We start from the raw sequence: 22,019 nt of genomic DNA, 5'->3' as shown, positions 1-22,019 counted from the left end.
AATGGTATGGATGCATTAACAGTAGAAAATCTATCAGTAGCATATGATAAAAAAACAGTATTAGAGAATGCCTGTGTGACGGTACCTAAAGGTCATCTAGCGGCCATTATTGGTCCGAATGGTGCAGGGAAATCAACCTTTTTAAAGGCCATTTTAAATCAACTTCCTAATAAAGTAGGAAAGGTTGAAATTTTAGGGAAGGTGTTTGAGCCGAAAAGTTTAGTTGTTGGCTATGTCCCTCAGCGTAATGCTGTGGATTGGGATTTTCCTACAAATGCGCTGGATGTAGTGCTCATGGGACGTTATGGCCATACGGGTTTATTTAAAAGACCATCCAAGCAAGATAAAATTGTTGCGCGACAAGCGTTAGCAAGCGTTGGGATGCTGGACTTTGCAGAGCGCTCCATCGGACAATTGTCAGGAGGTCAGCAGCAGCGTGTATTCCTAGCTAGAGCACTTGCTCAAAATGCAGATATTTATTTTTTAGATGAACCATTTGCAGGTGTAGATGCTGCGACTGAAAAAACCATTATTGATATTTTAAAAGATTTAAAGGCACAGGGAAAAAGTATTTTTGTCGTCCATCATGATCTTCAAACCGTCAAAGAATACTTTGATTATACGATTCTATTAAACAAAACGATTTTAGCATCAGGTGCAACAGAAGATGTTTTTACACCAGAACAATTACAAAAAACGTATGGTGGTAAACTATTCATGATGCAGCATGCGTAAGGAGGGACACAATGTTAAGTGGTAATTTATTGTGGGTACTTAGTGGAACAATGCTATTGGGCATTGCAGCTGGTATAACAGGCACCTTCTCCTTCTTGCAAAAACAAAGCTTAGTTGGTGACGCTGCGGCACATGCAGCATTACCAGGTATTGCGCTCGCATTCCTGCTAACAGGTCAAAAGGAATTGCCGGTTTTAATGCTAGGAGCGGGCATCACATCTGCATTATCTGTGTATTGTATACAATGGATTGTATCGTTTTCAAAAATGAAGGCTGACGCTGCCATTGGTTTAGTCCTCACTGTATTTTTTGGTGTTGGTGTAGTATTTTTAACAGTTGTCAACCGTAGTCCACTTGGTAATCAAAGCGGTCTGAATAATTTTATTTTTGGCAAGGCAGCGACGATGACCAAAGCGGATTTAATGTGGCTGTTTATTAGTGCAACCATTATTATAATGGTTAGCCTCTTACTCTATAAGGAATGGAAGCTACTCATCTTTGATCCTGTATATGCAAAAGGGATTGGCTTACCGATTGAGGCTTTAAAGGCAACCTTAACAGTTTTAATTGTGATGACAATTGTCACAGGTATACAAGCTGTCGGCGTCATATTAATGTCTGCTTTATTAATTATTCCTGCTGCAAGTGCCAAGCTATGGACACAAAAATTAAGCACGATGCTTATTTTGAGTGCCGCGATTGGAGGAATTGCGGGCATAACAGGAACTTTTATTAGTGCGATTCGAACAGGGTTATCGACTGGTCCGATTATCGTCTTAGTAGCAGCAGGAATATTCTTTATATCGTATTTTATTAGTCCTGCAGGTCAAATTAGTAAATATCGTAGAAAAATGCAATTTCGAAAGCAGGGTGATGTAGGATGATCGAATTTTGGGTTGTATTCACAGGATTATTAGTTGGTGTGACATGTGGGATTGCAGGTGTCTTCCTCATCTTGCGTAGAATGTCCATGATCGCAGATGCCATCAGTCATACGGTGCTCTTTGGTATTGTGATGGCCTATCTTGTTACCCAGACATTAAATGGCTTTTGGATGCTTGTAGGTGCTGCGTTTGCAGGAATTTTAACAGCCTACCTTGTGCAACTATTGCATTCTTCTGGCATTCAAGAAGATGCCGCAATAGGGGTGGTCTTTACCTCCTTGTTTGCGGCAGGTGTCCTTCTGATCACCTTATATGCCGGCAATGTCCATTTAGACGTTGAACATGTTCTAATGGGGGAAATTGCTTTTGTACCTTGGGATAAATGGTCACTGCTTGGGCTAGCGATGCCTAAGGCCGTGTGGATGTTGTTACTCGTCCTAGTAATTAATATTGCCTTCTTGCTGTTATTCTTTAAAGAAATGAAGCTTGCCACTTTTGATCCTGTGTATGCGGCTACTATTGGGATTCCCGTTGTATTTCTTCATTATGGCTTTATGACATCCATTTCGTTCACGACTGTTGCGGCATTTGATAGTGTAGGGGCCATTTTAGTAGTGGCCATGTTGATTGGGCCAGCCGCCACTTCCTATTTAATTAGTAAGACGATTAAGCAAATGTTTGTCTATAGTATGCTCTTTGGTGCTGCTGCTTCTGTTATCGGCTATTATTTAGCGAAGTTTTGGGATACTTCTATAGCTGGTATGATGGCGACAACGGTAGGGTTAATATTTATTGTGACGTTCATCAGCCAAAAAATAATCGAACGCAGAAAAAAAGCACTTGTTCATAAGCTAGAAATGTCTTAACGAAAAACACTGTTTGATGCGCTCATCAAACGGTGTTTTTTCTTTTAGATGGAAGTTCAACCTTTTGGATGAGTATTTCAGTTAGGAAAAATAGTATACTCATTAAGAAATGCTAGAAAGAGAAGGCTTAGATTCTAACAAATTTTTCTATATTTTTATGTACGAATATTTAATAGTTTGTTACGATAAATTTTATTGAAGAAACAACAAGGAGAACAGCATGTGGAGAAATCGAAACGTATGGATTATTTTATTAGGTGAATTTGTCGTCGGACTTGGCCTATGGGCTGGCATTATTGGAAATCTAGCCTTTATGCAAGAGGTAGTACCTTCAGACTTTCACAAATCATTAATTATTTCCTGTGGTATTTTAGCAGGCTTGGTCGTCGGTCCAATGGCAGGGCGCATCATTGACCAATCGAAGAAAAAAACGGTTGTCCAAATGGCAAGTATCGGACGAATCATTAGTGTTTTATTTATGTTTATCGCACTTTATACCAATTCGGTTATTTGGATGATTCTTTTTTTAATTACGTTGCAAATAGCAGCCGCATTTTATATGCCTGCCTTGCAATCGATTATTCCAATGATTGCGAAGGAACAAGATTTAATTACGCTTAATGCTTGGCAAATGAATGCCAGAACCATTTCAAGAATTGTTGGCACAGCCGCAGCAGGGTTTATGTTAAGCTTCTTTGACTTAAAATGGCTATATATTATTTCATTTATTGTCTATGTGATCATGTTTGTTATTACAAGCTTACTGCAATTAGATGAAACGACAAATGCAACACTGACACACAAAGATAAAGGAAACTTTAAAGAAGTATGGCCTATGGTGAAGGAGCATCCGGTCGTCCTGATGACACTCGTCTTAATGTTAATTCCCACATTATTTTTAGGCTCTTTCAATTTAGTCATTATGAAAATTTCTGAAATCCATCAATCAACAACCATCTCAGGATTGCTATATACAGTCGAAGGCATTGGCTTTATGTTAGGTGCTGCAGGCTTAAAAATAATTGCTGAACGTGTACACATGGGTACACTGCTCTTTTCATTAGCCTTTATTATCGGCTCAATGGAGCTATTATTATTACTGGCGGAAATTCCTTTTTTTGCTTTAGTGGCATTTGGGGTCTTTGGCTTTTCAGTCGGCTGTTTTTTCCCGACAACGATGGTTATTTTCCAGAAACAAGTACCGAAACAGTTCCACGGACGTTTTTTCTCATTCCGTAATATGATTGATTCGGTCGTCTTCCAAGTCGTGCTCTTATCTACAGGGATGATGCTAGATTTAATCGGTTTAAGTGGCATGGGGCTTATTTTCGGGATTATTAGCTTAGGTTTAACAACTACTTTCTTACTCTATTCTAAAAAGAAGAAAGTGGTTATGCATGCGTATTAATTCAATGTAACCCATGCTCTACACCAATACCTATAGCGATATAAGGGTGGTGGCAGATGAAAGGAACTGTCTATGAAATGAGGACGGTTCCTTCTTTATTTTATAGATTCAATTAATCTTGATTGGTATGCATAGAATACCTTGAAGATGATGGCACTTTAAAAGGGATATTTACATAGAGAATACATTATATTTAGAGAAGGAAGGTTGAAAAATGGTTGTAAAAGATCAAGATTCAATAGAATCCTATATAGCGTCCCCAGAGAAACTAAAAACCTTATATAGGCGTGTGTTGGTCGTTGTCAGTCTATCTCAAATTTTTGGTGGGGCTGGGCTTGCAGCAGGTATTACAGTAGGTGCTCTGTTAGCCCAACAAATGCTAGGAACAGATGCTTATGCAGGTGTACCGTCTGCATTATTTACGTTAGGCTCTGCAGGAGCAGCTTTCATTGTAGGGAAACTGTCGCAGCGATATGGTCGTCGCACAGGCTTAGCAACAGGTTTTATAGTCGGTGGAATAGGGGCTGTAGGTGTCGTTTTGGCCGCTATAATGAATAGTGTGATCGTTTTGTTCGCTTCTCTATTAATCTATGGTGCTGGCACTGCGGCGAATTTACAGGCTCGCTATGCTGGGACGGATTTAGCCAATGATAAGCAACGTGCCACGGCGATTAGTACGACTATGCTGATGACAACGTTCGGTGCTGTTTTAGGTCCGAATTTAGTAGAAATGATGGGGAGAGTGGCGCTATCCATTGGTGTTCCAGCTCTTGCAGGTCCTTTTCTATTATCTGCGGTTGCCTTTATTGTCGCAGGGCTTGTGTTATTTATTATGTTGCGTCCTGATCCTTTAGAAATAGCTAAGGCCATTGAGGCACATCAGCAAAAAATGAACAAAGATTATAAAGCACCATCCTTGCATACAGCTGGCAATAAAAGAGGGCTAGCAGTAGGGGCAACGGTGATGGTTCTGACACAGATTGTCATGGTCGCAATCATGACGATGACACCAGTACATATGAAACATCATGGACATGGATTATCGGAAGTAGGCATTGTTATTGGATTTCATGTAGGGGCTATGTATCTGCCATCGCTTGTAACAGGTATTCTTGTTGATAAAGTTGGACGAACAGCCATGAGTATCGCCGCCGGTGTTACCTTGCTACTAGCGGGTTTATTAGCGGCATTCGCTCCAAGCGATTCGATGGTTTTATTAATAGTAGCACTTTCTTTACTGGGGTTAGGCTGGAACTTCGGTTTAATTAGTGGTACCGCACAAATTGTTGATGCGACCGAGCCGTCTACACGTGCAAAAACACAAGGGAAAATGGATGTTTTAGTTGCACTAGCGGGGGCATCTGGTGGTGCACTATCAGGAATGGTCGTAGCGAATGCTAGTTATGCGGCATTGTCCTTAGCAGGAGGGCTATTGTCTTTACTGCTCATTCCCGTAGTGATTTGGTCTAAAAGAGCTTGAGCATAGTATAAACTACATTGGTTACGAAACAATCTTGTTTGGGGATAGTTTCAAAGTTTAAAGAGTTGCTTCAAAGAAAAGTGAACCATTTCCTATAGTTATTTTCTTTCTCGATAAATAGTATTTTAATAAGAAAAAATGGCTGTTAATGGTGAAAAAGCAGACGAAAGCTGTACCTCTCATTTTTCAAAGTAAAAATCTAACAAGACAGATAAAAACACCTTTCGTTGATAAACTTATCAACGAAAGGTGTTTTTCTATGGGCTATGGGGACAAAAGTTTTTATCCAGTGTGAAAATGGAAGAAGTTGAAATGTGAATAGCGTGAACTCTATAAAATAAGCGGGAAAATTAGAATTTCTAAGTTTATCTATTCATACAAAATATAGTTTTTTAGTAAAAAATATGTCAATATTGATCCCTAAATACACTCATTATTAGGAAAATGTAACAAATATAGACTTATTTAGTTTGTTTTAGTGGTTTTTCAAAAAAATAAACGACATAAAAATCTATTTTCATCATTAAATAGCCTATTTATGTTGTTTTTTGCCAAAATATGTGTCTTTCTCTAAAATTTATGTTATTAGGGATGTCTATTCTTATTAAGAACTTTCCTAATATCAATAGTAGATTAGAGGTGTACAAATGTAGAACAAATTGTAATAAAAATATTGTGGCAATCTATGTAGGGAGGTACAAACAATGAAAAAGAAAATAATTACAGGGTTGATAATAACATCGATTGTTGCTACTGGAGTGAGTCCTATCCATTCTTTTGCAACGCCTATAGTGCAAGTAGAAATGCAAGAGGAGAACGTAGCTCTGTCCTCATCATTAAGAAAATTAGGTGCACAATCAAAGTTGATTCAAATGTATATAGACAAAGCTTTAATGAACCCTAATGTACAGTTAGAGGAAGTACCAGCTTTAAATACAGAGCAATTTCTAATAAAACAAGATATGAAAGAGTGGGCAGTGGAACTTTATCCAAAGTTAATTTTACTCAATTCAAAAAGTAAAGGCTTTGTAACAAAATTTCAGGCCTATTATCCTACATTAAAAGAATTTGTAGACACTAAGGAAAATAAGGAAGGCTTTTTGGATAGATTGGAAGTTCTTCAAGAAATGGTTCTGACAAACGAAGAAAGTGTTCAATACCAAATGAATGAGCTAACAGATCTTAAATTACAGCTTGATAAAAAACTAAAAAATCTCGATACTGATGTGATAAAAGCGCAGGAGGTACTAAGCGCAGAGGGAACAGGGAAAATAGACAAGCTAAAGGCTGAATTACTAAATACAAAAAAATCAATTCACAATGATTTACAGCAAATCGCATTGATACCAGGAGCTTTAAATGAACAGGGACTCAATATTTTCCAAGAGATTTATAGTCTTTCGAAAGATATCATTGAACCAGCAGCTCAAATAGCGGTGGCAGCCTATAACAAAGGTAAGGAAATTAACAACGCTATTCTAGAAGCAGAGAAAAAAGCAGAGCAAGAAGCAAAAGAACAGGGGAAATCTATTCTAGAGATTGAAGCAGCTAAAAAAGAGGCTCGTGAAAAAATTGAGAAAGATAAACAAGCTGAAATTGCTGCAGCCGCTGCTACAAAATCAAAAGAGTATGACCTTATGAAAACAATTGACCCAGAAAAAATCAAAAAAACATATAATACCTTCGCTGAAGTTAACAAACTAATGGCTGAACAAAGAGCATATTTAGATGATTTAGAGATCCAAAATCAAAAACTATATGATTTAACAAAGAAACTAACAATAGCAGATTTACAACAATCCATGCTTCTTCTTATGCAGCATGATTTGCATACATTTGCTAGTCAAGTAGATGTAGAAATTGACCTATTGAAACGCTATAAAGCAGATTTGAAGCTAATAAAAAATAATATAACAAAATTATCAACTGATGCGGCAAATCAACTGTCTCAACAAGATACATTAAGAAGATTAAAAAATATAATCAATCAACTTGAGGAACAGGTTAATAAATTTTGATGCTTAAAATTTGTAAAAACCTATCGAAAAGTAGGGAGGAAAAAATATGAAGAAATTTTCGTATAAGGTGTTAACCTTGGCTGCATTGACAACGCTTTTAACTGCTAATAATAGTACATCTATTCATGCGTTTGCACAAGAATGGAGCGCTCAAAAAGAGGTCGTTCAAAAACAGGATAATTATGAATTAGGACCTGAGGGACTGAAGAAGGCGTTAGCGGAAACGGGATCTCATATTCTTGTAATGGATTTGTACGCAAAAACAATGATTAAGCAACCGAATGTAAATCTCTCCAATATTGATCTAGGGTCAGAAGGGGGAGAATTAATCAAAAATATTCACCTTAATCAGGATCTGTCTCGAATCAATGCAAATTATTGGTTAGATACAGCGAAGCCAAAAATTCAAAAGACAGCACGTAATATCGTGAATTACGATGAACAATTTAATAATTATTACGACACATTAATAGACATTGTCCAAAAAAAAGATAGGGAGGGGCTAAAAGAAGGCATTGGTGATCTAATCAGTTCAATTCATACAAATTCAAAAGAAGTGACAGAAGTAATTAACATATTAGAAAATTTCAAAACGAAACTCTATACAAATTCAATTGATTTTAAAAATAATGTCGGTGGTCCAGATGGGAAGGGTGGATTAACAGCCTTATTAGCTGGAAAAGAAGCATTGATTCCACAACTTCATGCTGAAATTCAGCAGCTATCTTCCACTCAGAAAGACCATTTTAACAATGTATTGGCATGGTCAATTGGAGGAGGATTGGGAGCAGCTATTTTAGTTATTGGGACGATTGCAGGAGGGGTAGTAATTGTTGTGACTGGTGGAACAGCAACGCCGGTTGTTGTTGGTGGCCTTACAGCACTCGGTGCAGCTGGTATTGGTTTAGGGACAGCATCCGGTATTATGGCATCTAATCATATGAATGCCTATAACGAAATTTCCCATAAAATAGGGGAATTAAGCACGAAAGCTGATCTTGCTAACCAAGCCGTTATTGCACTTAATAACACAAAAGACACGTTGACATATTTGTATCAAACAGTGGATCAAGCAATCATGTCTCTAACAAACATCCAAAAGCAATGGAATACAATGGGGGCAAATTATAAAGACTTATATGATAATATCGATCAAATGCAAGATCATAAGCTCTCTTTAATACCTGATGATTTAAAAGCAGCTAAACAAAGTTGGAATGATATTCATAAAGATGCGGAATTTATTGCAAAAGACATTGCTTTTACACAAGACTAATGCACAAAAACTTAAAAAGTATATAGGGAGGAATATAAAATGAATAATAAGTTTCTTTACAATCTACTTGCTGTATCAGCCGCTTTAACCCTGACATCCACTTCTATAGTATCACCAGTAACCGCTTATGCAACTACAAGCAAAATGGAGCAAACGAACTATGATGATACGTCTCTTTCAGCAAATGAAGTCAAAATGAGAGAAACCTTGCAAAAGGCTGGGCTTTTCGCAAAATCTATGAATGCTTATTCGTATATGTTGATCAAAAATCCAGATGTGAACTTTGAAGGAATAAATATTAATGGATACGAGGATTTACCAGGTAAAATTGTACAAGACCAAAAGGATGCAAGAGCACACGCCCTTACATGGGATACGAAAGTAAAAAAACAGCTGATTGATACATTGACGGGGATTATTGAATACGATACTAAATTTGAAAATTATTATGACGTTATTGTATATGCAATAAATGCAAATGATGGAGAAACATTAATAGAAGGAATTACAGATTTACGAGAAGAAATTCAAGAAAATCAAAAATGTGCACAACAATTAATAGAAGCGTTAACGGAATTAAGAGACAATATTGGAAAAGATGTCAGAGCATTTGGAAGTAACAAAGAGCTCTTACAGTCAATTTTAAAAAACCAAGGGGCAGCAGTTGAGGATGATCAAAAACGCTTAAATGAAGTTTTAGAATCAGTAAACTATTATAAAAAATTAGAATCTGATGGAATAATAACAATAGCGGTGCCTACTATTCCTACACTAATTGCCGGCGGTATTATGTTGGGGATTGCAAAAGAGAATTTAAGTCAATTAGAACCGTTATTAAAACAATTACAACAGACAGTTGATTATAAATTAACATTAAATCGCGTAGTTGGAGTTGCGCATAATAGTATTAGTGAGATGTATAATGCACTTGATGATGCGGTTAATGCTCTCACTTTTATGTCTGCACAATGGAATGACTTAGATTCTCAATATACAGGAGTACTCAGACATATTGAGAATGCAGCTGATAAGGCCGAACAAAATAAATTTAAATTTTTACTTCCTAACTTGAATGCAGCTAAAGACAGCTGGAAAACATTAAAAATAGATGCAGTCACATTAAAAGAGGGAATAAAAGAATTAAATCTAGAATCTTCAAAGTAGATTACTTTACTTTTTGCTATGGATAATTGGTATGAATTTCTATTGCATCGTTTTTTATGATATAAAAAACGATGCAATGCACCTGTTAATTTCATCTAATAAGACTTGTATTTTAAAAGAAGTAGATTGGGAAAAACGTTTTTTGAAGCTACTCTTTATAGCTTGTTTATCCATTTTTTAAAAACATTGGATATTGGAGTATAATAGAATGCTTTTGTTAGATCTGACATACTCACCTCAACTAAAATTGGATAAATGGTAGTTTTTAGTGAGTGAAAGAGAAGGAGATAGTATTTATGGTGATATTAAAAAGTAAGAAAGTAATCGCAAGTATATGTTTTTTCTTTACAATGCTTTTTTCTTTAGGTGGTGTCCACTTAACTTCTCTGGCAGCTTCCGAACAAAATAATCTAAATTTATCAGAGTGGATGAGAGAAATACCTAACTCTCGCGCATTAGCAGAAATTTCTATTCCAGGAACCCATGATAGTGGTACATTCAGACTGGAGGATCCTATAAAATCCGTATGGGCAAAAACGCAAGAAAATGACTTTCGCTCTCAAATGGATCAAGGTGTCAGATTTTTTGACATCAGAGGACGTGTAACGGATGATAATACAATTGTTCTACATCATGGACCTGTTTATCTTTATGTAACACTCCAGCAATTTATTAATGAAGCCAAAGAATTTTTAAAAAGTCATCCAAGTGAAACCATTATAATGTCTCTAAAAGAAGAGTATGAATCCATGCCAGGAGCAAAAGAGTCATTTGCTAGAACCTTTGAAAATAAGTATTTTGGAGATTCTATTTTCTTGAAGACAGAAGGGAATATAACTTTAGGGGATTCTCGTGGAAAAATCGTACTCTTAAGAAGATATTCTGGTAGTACGATGACTGGTGGATATAAAAATTTTGCGTGGAAAGATAACGCAACATTTACTTCTATGACAAATGGTAATGTGAAAATAACGGTACAAGATAAATATAATGTGAACTATGAGGAAAAGAAAGCAGCAATTGATAGTATGCTAAAAGAGACAGCATTAAATAAAGATAACCCAAATCACATTCATATCAATTTCACAAGTTTGTCTTCGGGTGGTACGGCTTGGAGTAGTCCGTATTACTATGCTTCCTACTTGAATAGCATTACTGCGGCTAAAGTGAGATTAGAGCATCTAAAGAATCTTGAAACAAAAGCTGGATGGATCATTATGGACTATATAGGTGATAGATGGAATCCGAAATTACATGAAGAGATAATACGTTCTAATTTTCGCAATCTACCAACTGATGAGCCACACTTATTTGAGCATATAGATGGAGAGGGAATAGATTTGACTTATCTTCCACATTCTCAATGGAATGATCAAGTGTCATCCATTTTATTAAAACCTTATACAGAAATAACTATCTATGAGCATAGTAATTTTACAGGGAATAGTGTAACGATAGCAAACACAACTGGTTCAGCACAATTATTCAATTTAACGTCTTATAACTTCAATGACAAAATGTCAGCCTATACGTGGAAACTAATTCGTTAAGATTATCATACGAACAGTATTTATAAGCGTATAATCTTAGACCTGCACTCTTACTAGCGTTGATGTCACGCTGTGCATGACAAAAAGGACAAGTTCATTATCCCTTATAAGGTGATTTCTCCACCTAGAAAATTAAGTGGCGTCATCTTTGAACAAAGATAAATGTTCCAGCTGTGATTTGGTTTAGAAGTGCAGCGTAGCACAATTGTATAGAAGCGCTTTTTAGATCTTACCCATATCTTTTTAGGGTAAGATCTTTTCAATCGGAACTATTTTGCGGGAGAAGCGTCACAATGTTAAATTGTAGGAAAGCGAAGAGTAGGTATAGAAGTGGAGTTAATCACAGATAAATTAATCATGATTGCTTTATTCATTTTAATCATTCATGCTATTGAAACACTTGCTTATGCCGTACGTTTATCAGGGGCACGTGTTAAATTACTAGCATCGGCTTTATCTCTTTTTAATGTGATGGTCATGGTGTCGAGGCTGGCGAATATGATGCAGCAACCATTTACAGGAAGTCTTGTTGATACAGCACCAGCCGATCAGGCTTTGATACATGTAGAAAACCAATTTCGACTGATTATTGGAGCGGCATCACTTGGAACATTACTAGGGATCTTACTAATCCCAACCTTCATAGCTATTTTTTCAAGGGCTATCGTCCATTTGGCAGAGGAAAGAGGCTCAATCCCCGCTTTATTGAAAAAGGGCTTTACGTTTGAATATGTAAGACGAGGTATGAAGCACATTCATAAACCTCATTTTACTTATTTAAAAGGTATTAGCTTACGGGATATACCAATGAAATTATTTGTTATCAATATTGTCATAACAGCGATTTATACCATTGGCGTTTTATCTGCTTTGTATGCCACTTTGTTAGTACCAGAACTAAAGACTACTGCGGTTATGGCATCTGGATTAATCAATGGCATAGCGACGATACTTTTGATTCTATTTATTGATCCTAAAATATCCATACTGGCCGATGATGTTATCAATAAGAGAGGAAGTTATCTTGAATTAAAAAAAGCTTCCGTTATGATGATGTTCTCTAGATTTTTAGGAACGATTGTGGCACAGCTATTATTGATTCCTGGCGCCCATTATGTAGCGTGGTTTGCACAGCTGATTGCTTGAATAGAATCCTCTTCCTTTATCGTTTTTTCGTATAGAGGAAGGGGGTTTTTTATTTTTGGGACGTCAGCTATTGATAACAGTGTGTGGTAAAAGGGAAGTGAAGCAGATATATAGTATAATGTATGTGAATAATACATTGGAAAAGGGGAACGAACGTATGCCGACTATACTTGTTGCGGATGATGATGCGAATATTCGTGAACTTGTTTGCCTTTTTCTGCGCAAAGACGGGTTCACAACAGTGGAGGCCGAGGATGGCAAAGAAGCTCTAGCCATCTATCACTCAATGCCTGTCGATCTTGTTGTGCTGGATATTATGATGCCGACGATGGATGGCTGGACATTATGTAAGGAGCTGCGCAAAGTAAATGCTGAGCTTCCCTTACTGATGCTAACAGCAAGGGGGGAAACATGGGAAAAAGTGAAGGGCTTTGAGCTCGGAACAGATGATTATTTGACAAAGCCTTTTGACCCACTAGAGTTGACGGTACGAGTAAGGGCTCTTCTAAAGCGCTACAGGATTGGCTACTCACAGATCATTCAACTTGGTCAAATCATGCTGGATCGTCAGACCTATAAAATTAAAAATGGAACAGAGTCTATTTCGCTGCCGCTAAAGGAGTTTGAATTATTATATAAGCTTGCGGAAACACCTGGGCAGGTCTACACACGAGAGCAGCTGATCGATCAAATTTGGGGAATGGATTATGCTGGCGATAATCGAACGATCGATGTACATATTAAGCGTCTGCGCGAGCGCTTCACTGCAACAACTGAATTTCAGATTGAGACAGTACGAGGTCTTGGCTACCGACTTGAGGTTAACGAATGATTCAATCATTATATACGCGTGTCGTTTTAACATTTCTAGTTGCCGTAATTGGTGGCACAACTATATCCTTTTTTATGGCAACATGGGTATTTGAAGATAAATTGAATGAAAACTTACAAATCCCCCTAGTGAATTTTGGTCAGGACATTGTCCATATATTTGAGACATTGCCATTTAATGAAGCAGAACAATTTATTCGTGAAATGCATCAGCTTGAATCCTACTATATCCGCATTTATGAAGAAAAGGGGCAGTTCAAATCCTACGGAGAGCAAAAGGGTGTTCCACTGGCCAATGTAACAATGACACAAGTTCAAAGTGTACTGGATGGGGAAGTCATTCAAGTTAATCCGGGTGGTGTTTCGTCTATTTTTGTAGGAATGCCACTACAAACTGCAATGGGGACTAAGGCGATGTTTATCGAACCCATCTCCCTCCCTTCTACTTCCTTTGCTATAAAATTGATATTGAATTTTGCTACTTATGCTCTTGTTATTGGCAGTGTCGTGTTTATAGTGGCTGCTAGGTTTCTCGTCAAGCCAATAAAAAAATTGACAACAGCAACAAAGCATATTGCAGGTGGAGATTTCAATGTCGAGTTAAATATTAAACAATCAGGGGAGCTAGGTACCTTGGCCAAAAGTTTTGAGGACATGGCGGAGGGGTTACAGCAATTGGAGCAAATGCGGAGAGAGTTTGTATCGAACGTCTCACACGAGGTTCAGTCACCACTTACTTCCATATCAGGCTATGCAGCAGCATTGAAGCAAGTAGATATTACAGACGAGGAGAAAAGTCGCTATCTTGATATTATCATGTCGGAAGCAAAGCGAATGTCTAAGATGAGTGATAGCCTGTTAAAGCTAAGTTTGCTCGAGTCGAAGACACAGCAAATGCAATGTGCGACGTTTAGTCTGGATGAGCAAATTAGGCGAGTAATTATTGCCATTCAGCCGCAATGGTCTGCTCGCAACATCCAGTTTAATCTTCATTTACAGGCTGTTCATATAATGGCTGATTATGACCAATTAAATCAGGTATGGACCAATCTTCTTACTAATAGTATTAAATTTTCCAATGAAGGTAGTATGATTGAGGTCAGTATGAAGCAGGACGCTCATCATGTGATAGTACGAGTAAGTGATTCGGGCATTGGGATTTCTTTAGAGGATCAGAAGCGTATTTTTGAGCGGTTTTTTAAGGCGGATCGTTCACATAGTCGTAAATATGATGGGAGTGGAATGGGTCTCGCAATCGTTAAGCAAATCGTATCATTGCATCAAGGAGACATTCAAGTAGAGAGTAAGCTTGGACAAGGAACGACCATTATTATCCAATTACCTCTTATCACACAATAAATGCGTGAGATAGCGAAATTTTTTTGTTGTTCATATTGCGTTCATATTACCGTCATATAGTAGACATCTTCGTCCTTTACACTGATCAATAACAGCTAAGTAAGCTAGCTGGAATAACGGTTGTAAGGGAGGAAAGCACGAGCAAAGATGAACCTCGTGCATAAAAATGAAAAAATTTTTTCGAATCTTACTTAAAACAATAGCTGTTATCGGTTTAACGATAGTGCTGCTACTTGCTATTGTGTTTATTGTAAACATTATTTGCAACAAAATAGAGCAAGGGAAAATAGAACACTATGGTCAGCTCATTACTGTGAATGAGGGAAAAATGAATGTTACCATCCAAGGGAAGGGGGCAGAAACAATCGTCCTACTACCAGGCTTCGGAACAGCAGCACCAACACTTGATTTTAAGCCACTTATCGAAGAACTGACTCCTCATTACAGAGTCGTTTCAATAGAGCCTTTTGGCTATGGTTTAAGTGATGATACCGATAAAGAACGAAGCACCGACAACATAGTGAGTGAGATTCATGAAGCTTTACAGGCGTTGAAAATTGACCGCTATATGCTCATGGGACACTCTATAGCAGGTATTTATGGACTCGATTATGTCAATCAATATCCGAATGAGGTGACTGCATTTGTCGGGATTGATAGCAGTGTGCCTACTCAAGACGGTATGGATACGAAATTCCCAATTAAGTCGTTACAACTTCTCAAAAAAACCGGGATCGCTAGAGTTCTTATAAAATTTTCAGATGATCCATATGCTGGCCTATCGTATGATGATGACACAAAAGAACAAATACGGATGATTACAAACAAAAACTTTTATAATACGAGCACTTCCAATGAATTAACAAATATAGAAATGAATTTTACAGCAGCCAAAAACGTAACTTTCCCTAAAGATTTACCTCTTTTGTTATTTGTTCAGGCGAAAAGTGAAGGCATTGAAAAAAATTGGATACCATTGCATGAAGAGCAAGTCAAAAATTCAGTTCATGGAAAAGTAATCACATTGGACGGTGACCATTACTTACACCATACAAGATCACAAGAAATTGTTGAAAACCTAAAAGAATTTATGGATAACTGATAGTTATAGCATCTTACCTCTTTGTTGTTAGAGGTAAGATTTTTTATTGAAATTCATGAAAATAAAATACCTCCCCCAATGAAGTCGCTTTAAGTAGCAATCTAATTGTCCCATTCTTTTACATGGATGTAATCCATACTTCGATAAGCGTTGAATAGCTTCCTGTTTATAATCAGATAGTAGTGATTAATGAAACAGGTTAGGAGTATCTTGTATGAAAAACTATCAATTTATTGCTTTACTAGTAGTAACAACCTTTTTAATGGGTTCATCGTTTGCTATCGTAAAATTAGGATTACCGTATTCATCACCATTATTATTGGCTGCCCTTCGATTTATGCTGGCAGGGATTCTAATGGTCATTGTTGTCATGATTTTCAAAAGACCTCATCCGACCTCAAAGAGAGAATGGCTCAAGCTATGCATCATCGGAGCATTTCAAACGGCTGGTGTAATGGGGTGTATTTTTTTAAGTCTACGCACCATTACAGCAAGTGAATCATCTATTTTAACATTTACAAACCCTTTACTCGTTGTCATATTTGCCACCATTTTTACCAAAGTACGCTATCGTTTCTATCAGTGGATCGGGGTTGTGCTTGGCTTAATCGGAGTGATCATTACAATGGGGGCACAAGTTGAATTGAAAATAGGTCTTCTATTTGGACTTTTATCCGCTGTATTTTGGGCGATTGCAACACTTTTAGTGAAAACATGGGGAATGTTCTTTGATACATGGGTTTTATCAGCCTATCAAATGCTGTTTGGGGGCTTACTCCTTTTGCTAGGAAGTGTCGTGTTAGAGCAACCATACTTTATTGTCAATCCACAGTCATTATTGATTTTGTTATGGCTTAGTATTTTTTCTTCCATCATTCAATTTGCAGGCTGGTACTATCTTCTTCAAAATAGTGATCCAGGAAAAACAAGTGCCTATTTATTTTTAGCACCTTTTTTTGGGGTGCTAACAGGATGGGTAGTATTAGACGAAACGTTACATGAATCGTTAGTGGTTGGTGGGTTATTTATCATTAGTGGGATTTATTTAGTAAATCGTACTTTTAGTAGAATAAAGGGCTAGTGGGGCAATCCAAAAGCCCTCTATTCTTCTAGCTGTCTAAATGAAATACCTCTTTAAAACCTCTTTTACCTTTCTCAGTCACTTTAATGGCGCGAATAGATGGTACACGTGTAAGCCAGCCGAGGTTTAATAATTGGTTTAATAGACCATTGCCTAGTGCACCTGCTAAATGGTAACGTCGTTCACTCCAATCTAAACAAGCAGGTGAAAAGGAGCGTCGTTTTCTTTTTAAAGCAGCTAGATCCATCCCGAATGTAGTAAAAAATAAAGTGCCTTCATCTGTCAGGATAAATTGTTTGTCCTCTAATTTTAGATAGCCTGCATCCACCATTGACTCTGTTAATTGGACACCTAATTTACCAGCTAGATGGTCATAGCAAGTTCTAGCATCCTGCAATAATTTCATTTGGCTAGATTGTTTTAAAGAACGTACTTCAGGTGGCGGTGAGATGACGAGAAAAGACTCAAGAAATTGAGCAATGTCCTCACCAGCTAATTGAAAATAACGGTGCCGCCCTTGTTTTTCAACTTTAATCAGCTTTCCTTCTACTAATTTAGCAAGATGAAAGCTAGCAGTTTGTGGTTTAATGGCAGCCATATACGCCAGTTCACTAGCTGTATGAAAACGCCCGTCCATCATGCTAGCAAGAATGGTTGCTCTTGACCTTTCGCCAAGAAGTGCCGCTACCTCCGCCATGTTTGGATTAATTCCCATATGTCACAATCCTTTCAGTTTTCTATATTTTGATTTTAGTTAATTTCATTATCGTTTACAATAAAAGTAATAGAGGAGGAGAAATAAATGGAAACCTATTATGCAGTGATTTTTACATCTCAAAGAACTAAACAGGATGGGGAGGGCTATGGCAAAATGGCTGACCTCATCGATGCCCTAGCACAGCAACAGCCTGGTTTTCTGCGTGTTGAAAGTGTCAGGAACGAGGAAGGAAAAGGCATTACGGTGTCCTATTGGGAATCGCTAGAGGCTATTCAAGCATGGAAAGATAATGCCAAACATTTAACCGCACAGCAATTGGGACAAGATAAATGGTACGCGAACTATAAGGTGGAAATTTGCCAAATGATAAAAGATTACTCTTTTGTGAAATAAAATGACGAGTGAGAAGGAGGTCTATTTTTTATGACAATTGCTGAGGAATGGCATGAGCTAAGACAAAAATTTCATCCTTCAGATCCGATAACGATTAATCAGATGCATGTTTTCAAAGAGCGATTAAAGCAGGAGCAGCAAACGGAAGAAACGTTAAGGCTACTAGTAGAAGTCTATTGCTTGCTTAGGATGTACCTAGAGGCTTATCGGCTTTTTACGACCATTATGAATAAAGCTGATAAAAAAGATCGAAAAAAATATGGTGTTCTGCAAACCTACATAAATCAACCAAATTTGGTGAATCCTCTGCTACCACGAAAAATAAGGGACCAACAGCCAACTCAAACAATCATTCCAACCTTTAAATATGTTCCTAAACCGCTAGAGGCGAAAATTTTTGAAACAGGTGAAATCGTTGTCTGTGACTGCTGTCAACAGCAAGTGGATGTCTATTACACAGGAGGTATTTACGCTATTGAGGATGTAGATTATCTTTGTCCTTCTTGCATCCACAGTGGAGAGGCTGCCCAAAAATATGATGGCTCTTTCCAGCAAGATTTAATGGATGATGAACAGGTTACTAACCCTGCCTTTGTACAAGAAATTCTCTATCGAACGCCCGGCTACGTAAGCTGGCAGGGCAATAATTGGGTAGCTCATTGTTCGGACTATTGTGCGTTTATCGGCTATGTTGGCTGGAGTGATATAGTGGAGCTAGGTATCGAGGATCAATTTGATAATTATACAGGCTTTCCGAAAGATGAACTTTCAGCATCGTTAATGAACAATGGTCATCATCAAGGCTATTTATTTCAGTGCTTGGAATGTGACCGTTATGTGCTCTATTCAGATTTTAGTTAATCGCTGTTAGAGGAGGTAGAGAGGTGGAACAATTTCTTCAACGATATACGTATTCATGGCGTTTGAATGGCTGGCTGATGCATGATATTTTTTTATGTATCGTGTTAGGATTAGGATTTTTACTGTTATTGTTTATCGTCATTAAACGTAAAAGCCTTGTTATTTCTAGCATTTTACTAGTTGTATTTATAGTGGTTAGCAATCTAGTCATGATTGTTTTTGGCTTAGCGGGGAGAAGCTTTCCTATAAAATCTGATTCGCCCATTTATACAGATGATTCACAACACATTGCTGTCCAAATGGTGCAAGGCTCTGAAAATAATGGAACATCGAACGGCATTACGCATTTGATTGCTCATTATCTCATTGTGGCTGTGAATTTAGAGACAGGTGAAAAGCAATGGACAAAATCAGCTTCCCATAAAGATACATTGATTGGGAATTTTATGGGTGGTCTTCTTGTTCATCATCGTGATGATGAGTTTGGTCAATTGTCACTGTTAGATATAGCAACAGGAAAGGAAATACTTTCTGAGCAAGAATTTCGTCAGCAATATCAGCCATTAATAGATAAATTAAGTAATGGTGCACATCAGATGGTTATTTTACAAAATAATTTATATTTGGAGGGTGTCGATGGCAAATTCTATCACTTTGATGGTGAAACTTTAAGTGAGAACCCAAAAGCTCAAGATTTCCTAACAGCTCGTTTCTTCATTGAGACAGGGTTGCCTGGATATTTTGCCACACACCCACAGTCTGTAGAGGACTATCAGGTAATTCAAGATTTTAGTCAGGCTGTTCTAACAGAGCCTGCCATTCAAGCCTACCAAAATTTAGAACCTAAAGTGATTGATGTGGATATCGCAAAAAAAACAGCTCTCGTGTCTTATCGTCAAACACAGCGGGAAAGTGCTGACCATATGGTTTTGTTTTATGATATGAATAATCATCAAGTATTGTGGGAAGAAAATATAGGTGTTATCAATCCTGACCAACAACAACCTGGTATACGTACATTAGAGGAGACCTATGTTATTCAAGCAGGTGACAGATTATTAGTATTGGATAAAGAAACGAAAAATAGGAATGTTCAATATCATCTGCGGTGGAATCGACCTATTGATTAGTGGCGAATGCCAATGTTTATCCTTTTGACAACAAGTTAAAACCATCTATTTGAAAAAACTGTTCATTTTTCGATTCTGTAAAAAAGGAGTATAATTTAATAGGAAGAAACTCTATGTAAAAGGATGACGTACAAACATGAATGAGCAATTAGTGGATTGGATTATACGCTTTCAAAGGGATAAAGATATTGAAGCACTCGCCCATTTAAAAGACTATTGTTATGAGATGATTGAGCCTTTGATTGAGGAATTTACTATGAAATATGGTGAAGAGGCAGGGGAGCTCCTGCATTTAAAATGGGATAAACGGTTTTATTTTATTTTTACGAAATATCAGGTCAATGTTGGACTACCTTTAGATACCTTTGTTCAAAATACGTACCGTTTTTATTTCATGCAAGTGTTAAAAAAGGCAGGCTATTTGTGACAGAAAAATCCCTTGATTTGTGTAAAAGCAAATCAAGGGATTTTTGTTTTATTGGTAAAGCAAATCTTCTGCTAGGTTAGTAAATATCTCACCGATAATCGTTTCTTCCTCATATACTGATGAGCCTGTATTTTCTTCAGGTTGAGCAAAAGGAACATGGGCGATTACTTGTGTTTGCAGTAAATCTGCTAACTGATCGGCTCCACCTTGTCCAAACAGATAGTTTTTTTGACCATCTGCTCCTTCAAAATAAGCCATGTTTTCAACAACACCAAGAATAGTATGTTTCGTATGTTGAGCCATCAAGCCTGCACGGGATGCGACGTGAGAAGCAGCAAGATGTGGTGTTGTTACAATGATTTCCTGTGCCTGAGGAATCATGGCTGCCATATCAATGGCCACATCGCCTGTCCCTGGTGGTAAATCTATCAGAAGATAGTCCAAGTCTCCCCATAATGTGTTGACAAGGAAATTGCGAATCCATTTGTTGAGCATGGGGCCACGCCACATAACAGGCTGGTTGTCATTGGTAAAAAAGCCCATCGACATTAATTTAACCCCATGACTTTCTACTGGAATAGCTGTTTGGTCAAGCATAGTAGGTTTTTGGTCAATATTCATCATAGCAGGAATACTAAAGCCATAGATATCCGCATCAAGTATTCCTACCCGTTTGCCGAGACGGGCAAGGGCGACTGCTAAATTAATGGTCACAGTCGATTTCCCAACACCGCCCTTACCACTTGTGATGGCAATGAATTGCACACCAGAATTAAGCAGTAGCATATTCGGCATTCCTTGCTCTGTCACATTTTTCGCTTGTAGAGACGCAGTTAATGTGCGACGTTCCTGATCTGTCATAGCCCCAAAGGTAATGGCAACACTGGAGGCACCAATCGCTTGTAATGCTTTTTCCACATCATGCTGGATCTTCGCTTTTAAAGGACAACCTGGAATGGTTAAAATAATATCCAGCGATAGATGGGTGCCGTTTATTTGAATATTACGCACCATATTCAATTTGACGATACTCTGATGAAGCTCTGGATCTTCTACTTGTTGTAATGCGTTGATAACATCTTCTTTTACTAACATGTCGGAACCACCTTATTCTTTTAAGCCTTTGCCAAGTCCCTTTAAGAAATGGACTCCAAAATTGAGCGCACGATTGACATCTGGATCATTTAACATTTTCATAAGCTTAAAGGCACTTACTTTTTCATTGGATTCAAGTGCTTTGCTCGCTTCATCTACACCTGAATTTAAGCCGTCAATTAGCTTAGTCGTTGTTTCTGGATTGAGCTCCGTCAATGCTCCTGCAACGCCCATTAAATTATTAATAATATTGGTTACAGGCTTACGAGTTAATTGTCCAAGTGCAATATGGGCCACATTCTCTTTCGCTTCTAGTAGCTTCATTGCTGCTTCTAGTGCACCTATATCATTCAATTCAGCCATAATACTAAACACTTGATTAACGGCTTCTTCATTATCAGAAAGCAGTTCTTTTAGATTGTCTAATTTTTGTTCCTTTAGTTGTTCTTCCGTCAATTGTTGTTTTTTAATGCTTGTAATAGGTACAGCCATGCT

The 22,019-nt window shown here is 37.6% G+C and carries 20 protein-coding genes and 1 pseudogene; 18 read left to right on the top strand and 3 right to left on the bottom strand.

The genetic code is table 11. The features are described from left to right. The first annotated feature begins 6 nt into the window (after window positions 1-6). The 14 genes and pseudogenes from NV349_RS12940 to NV349_RS12875 all read left to right on the top strand — a co-directional run bounded on the left by NV349_RS12940 (window position 7) and on the right by NV349_RS12875 (window position 16,900). Entirely contained in the window at window positions 7-735 is a 729-nt protein-coding gene (locus tag NV349_RS12940; protein ID WP_036126951.1) for a metal ABC transporter ATP-binding protein, read from the top strand. An 11-nt stretch (window positions 736-746) separates the two neighbouring features. Continuing rightward, the gene (locus NV349_RS12935) at window positions 747-1,619 is read left to right on the top strand and encodes a metal ABC transporter permease (RefSeq protein WP_036126949.1); all 873 of its coding nucleotides are present in this window, start codon (window positions 747-749) and stop codon (window positions 1,617-1,619) included. After that, on the top strand, window positions 1,616-2,485 hold the full coding sequence (locus NV349_RS12930; RefSeq protein ID WP_036126947.1) for a metal ABC transporter permease: 870 nt from the start codon (window positions 1,616-1,618) through the stop codon (window positions 2,483-2,485). Before NV349_RS12935 ends, NV349_RS12930 begins: the two co-directional genes overlap by 4 nt. A 220-nt stretch (window positions 2,486-2,705) precedes the next feature. Then, window positions 2,706-3,893, top strand: coding sequence for an MFS transporter (locus tag NV349_RS12925; protein WP_036126945.1), 1,188 nt, complete (start codon window positions 2,706-2,708; stop codon window positions 3,891-3,893). 214 nt (window positions 3,894-4,107) lie between these two features. After that, a complete protein-coding gene (locus NV349_RS12920; protein WP_271910145.1) occupies window positions 4,108-5,373 on the top strand; it encodes an MFS transporter in 1,266 nt (421 codons plus the stop codon). A 704-nt stretch (window positions 5,374-6,077) separates the two neighbouring features. Further along, window positions 6,078-7,391, top strand: coding sequence for a hemolysin BL lytic component L2 (hblC, locus tag NV349_RS12915; protein WP_271910144.1), 1,314 nt, complete (start codon window positions 6,078-6,080; stop codon window positions 7,389-7,391). Between the two features lie 46 nt (window positions 7,392-7,437). Beyond that, window positions 7,438-8,667, top strand: coding sequence for a hemolysin BL lytic component L1 (hblD, locus tag NV349_RS12910; protein ID WP_271910143.1), 1,230 nt, complete (start codon window positions 7,438-7,440; stop codon window positions 8,665-8,667). A 39-nt stretch (window positions 8,668-8,706) separates the two neighbouring features. Further along, window positions 8,707-9,831, top strand: coding sequence for a ClyA family alpha-helical pore-forming toxin (locus NV349_RS12905; RefSeq protein WP_271910141.1), 1,125 nt, complete (start codon window positions 8,707-8,709; stop codon window positions 9,829-9,831). A gap of 296 nt (window positions 9,832-10,127) precedes the next feature. Then, a pseudogene (locus tag NV349_RS12900) lies at window positions 10,128-11,108 on the top strand (phosphatidylinositol-specific phospholipase C domain-containing protein); the annotation flags it as partial. 630 nt (window positions 11,109-11,738) lie between these two features. After that, window positions 11,739-12,527, top strand: coding sequence for a lipid II flippase Amj family protein (locus NV349_RS12895; RefSeq protein WP_036126929.1), 789 nt, complete (start codon window positions 11,739-11,741; stop codon window positions 12,525-12,527). A gap of 157 nt (window positions 12,528-12,684) precedes the next feature. Continuing rightward, window positions 12,685-13,359, top strand: coding sequence for a response regulator transcription factor (locus NV349_RS12890; RefSeq protein WP_058844595.1), 675 nt, complete (start codon window positions 12,685-12,687; stop codon window positions 13,357-13,359). Then, window positions 13,356-14,717 carry a sensor histidine kinase gene (locus NV349_RS12885; RefSeq protein ID WP_058844567.1) on the top strand — a complete coding sequence of 454 codons (1,362 nt, stop codon included), beginning with the start codon at window positions 13,356-13,358 and terminating at the stop codon, window positions 14,715-14,717. The genes NV349_RS12890 and NV349_RS12885 overlap by 4 nt, the downstream gene beginning before the upstream one ends. Window positions 14,718-14,883: 166 nt before the next feature. Then, complete coding sequence (locus NV349_RS12880) at window positions 14,884-15,819, top strand: alpha/beta hydrolase (protein WP_058844568.1); 936 nt, start codon at window positions 14,884-14,886, stop codon at window positions 15,817-15,819. Between the two features lie 214 nt (window positions 15,820-16,033). Then, window positions 16,034-16,900 carry a DMT family transporter gene (locus tag NV349_RS12875; protein WP_101966748.1) on the top strand — a complete coding sequence of 289 codons (867 nt, stop codon included), beginning with the start codon at window positions 16,034-16,036 and terminating at the stop codon, window positions 16,898-16,900. Window positions 16,901-16,928: 28 nt separating this feature from the next. Here NV349_RS12875 and NV349_RS12870 read toward each other — a convergent pair whose 3' ends face one another. Then, entirely contained in the window at window positions 16,929-17,615 is a 687-nt protein-coding gene (locus tag NV349_RS12870) for an ArsR/SmtB family transcription factor (protein WP_089932610.1), read from the bottom strand. 87 nt (window positions 17,616-17,702) lie between these two features. Between NV349_RS12870 and NV349_RS12865 the strand changes: the two genes are divergently transcribed. The 4 genes from NV349_RS12865 to NV349_RS12850 all read left to right on the top strand — a co-directional run bounded on the left by NV349_RS12865 (window position 17,703) and on the right by NV349_RS12850 (window position 20,429). Beyond that, complete coding sequence (locus NV349_RS12865; RefSeq protein WP_089932612.1) at window positions 17,703-18,011, top strand: antibiotic biosynthesis monooxygenase family protein; 309 nt, start codon at window positions 17,703-17,705, stop codon at window positions 18,009-18,011. Between the two features lie 30 nt (window positions 18,012-18,041). Then, window positions 18,042-18,872 carry a CbrC family protein gene (locus tag NV349_RS12860; protein WP_089932615.1) on the top strand — a complete coding sequence of 277 codons (831 nt, stop codon included), beginning with the start codon at window positions 18,042-18,044 and terminating at the stop codon, window positions 18,870-18,872. Between the two features lie 23 nt (window positions 18,873-18,895). Then, window positions 18,896-20,002, top strand: coding sequence for a PA2928 family protein (locus NV349_RS12855; RefSeq protein ID WP_101966747.1), 1,107 nt, complete (start codon window positions 18,896-18,898; stop codon window positions 20,000-20,002). Between the two features lie 136 nt (window positions 20,003-20,138). Beyond that, window positions 20,139-20,429, top strand: a complete 291-nt coding sequence (locus tag NV349_RS12850) for a hypothetical protein (protein ID WP_036126901.1) — start codon at window positions 20,139-20,141, stop codon at window positions 20,427-20,429. Between the two features lie 48 nt (window positions 20,430-20,477). Here NV349_RS12850 and NV349_RS12845 read toward each other — a convergent pair whose 3' ends face one another. Next, complete coding sequence (locus tag NV349_RS12845; RefSeq protein ID WP_058844572.1) at window positions 20,478-21,524, bottom strand: Mrp/NBP35 family ATP-binding protein; 1,047 nt, start codon at window positions 21,522-21,524, stop codon at window positions 20,478-20,480. A gap of 12 nt (window positions 21,525-21,536) precedes the next feature. Beyond that, window positions 21,537-22,016 carry a helical membrane plugin domain-containing protein gene (locus tag NV349_RS12840; RefSeq protein ID WP_036120656.1) on the bottom strand — a complete coding sequence of 160 codons (480 nt, stop codon included), beginning with the start codon at window positions 22,014-22,016 and terminating at the stop codon, window positions 21,537-21,539. Window positions 22,017-22,019: the final 3 nt, after the last annotated feature.

Source organism: Lysinibacillus sp. OF-1, assembly GCF_028356935.1.
Taxonomy (GTDB): domain Bacteria; phylum Bacillota; class Bacilli; order Bacillales_A; family Planococcaceae; genus Lysinibacillus; species Lysinibacillus fusiformis_D.
The sequence above is the reverse complement of the archived record's forward strand: the minus strand, read 5'-3'. Positions and strand labels throughout refer to the sequence as shown.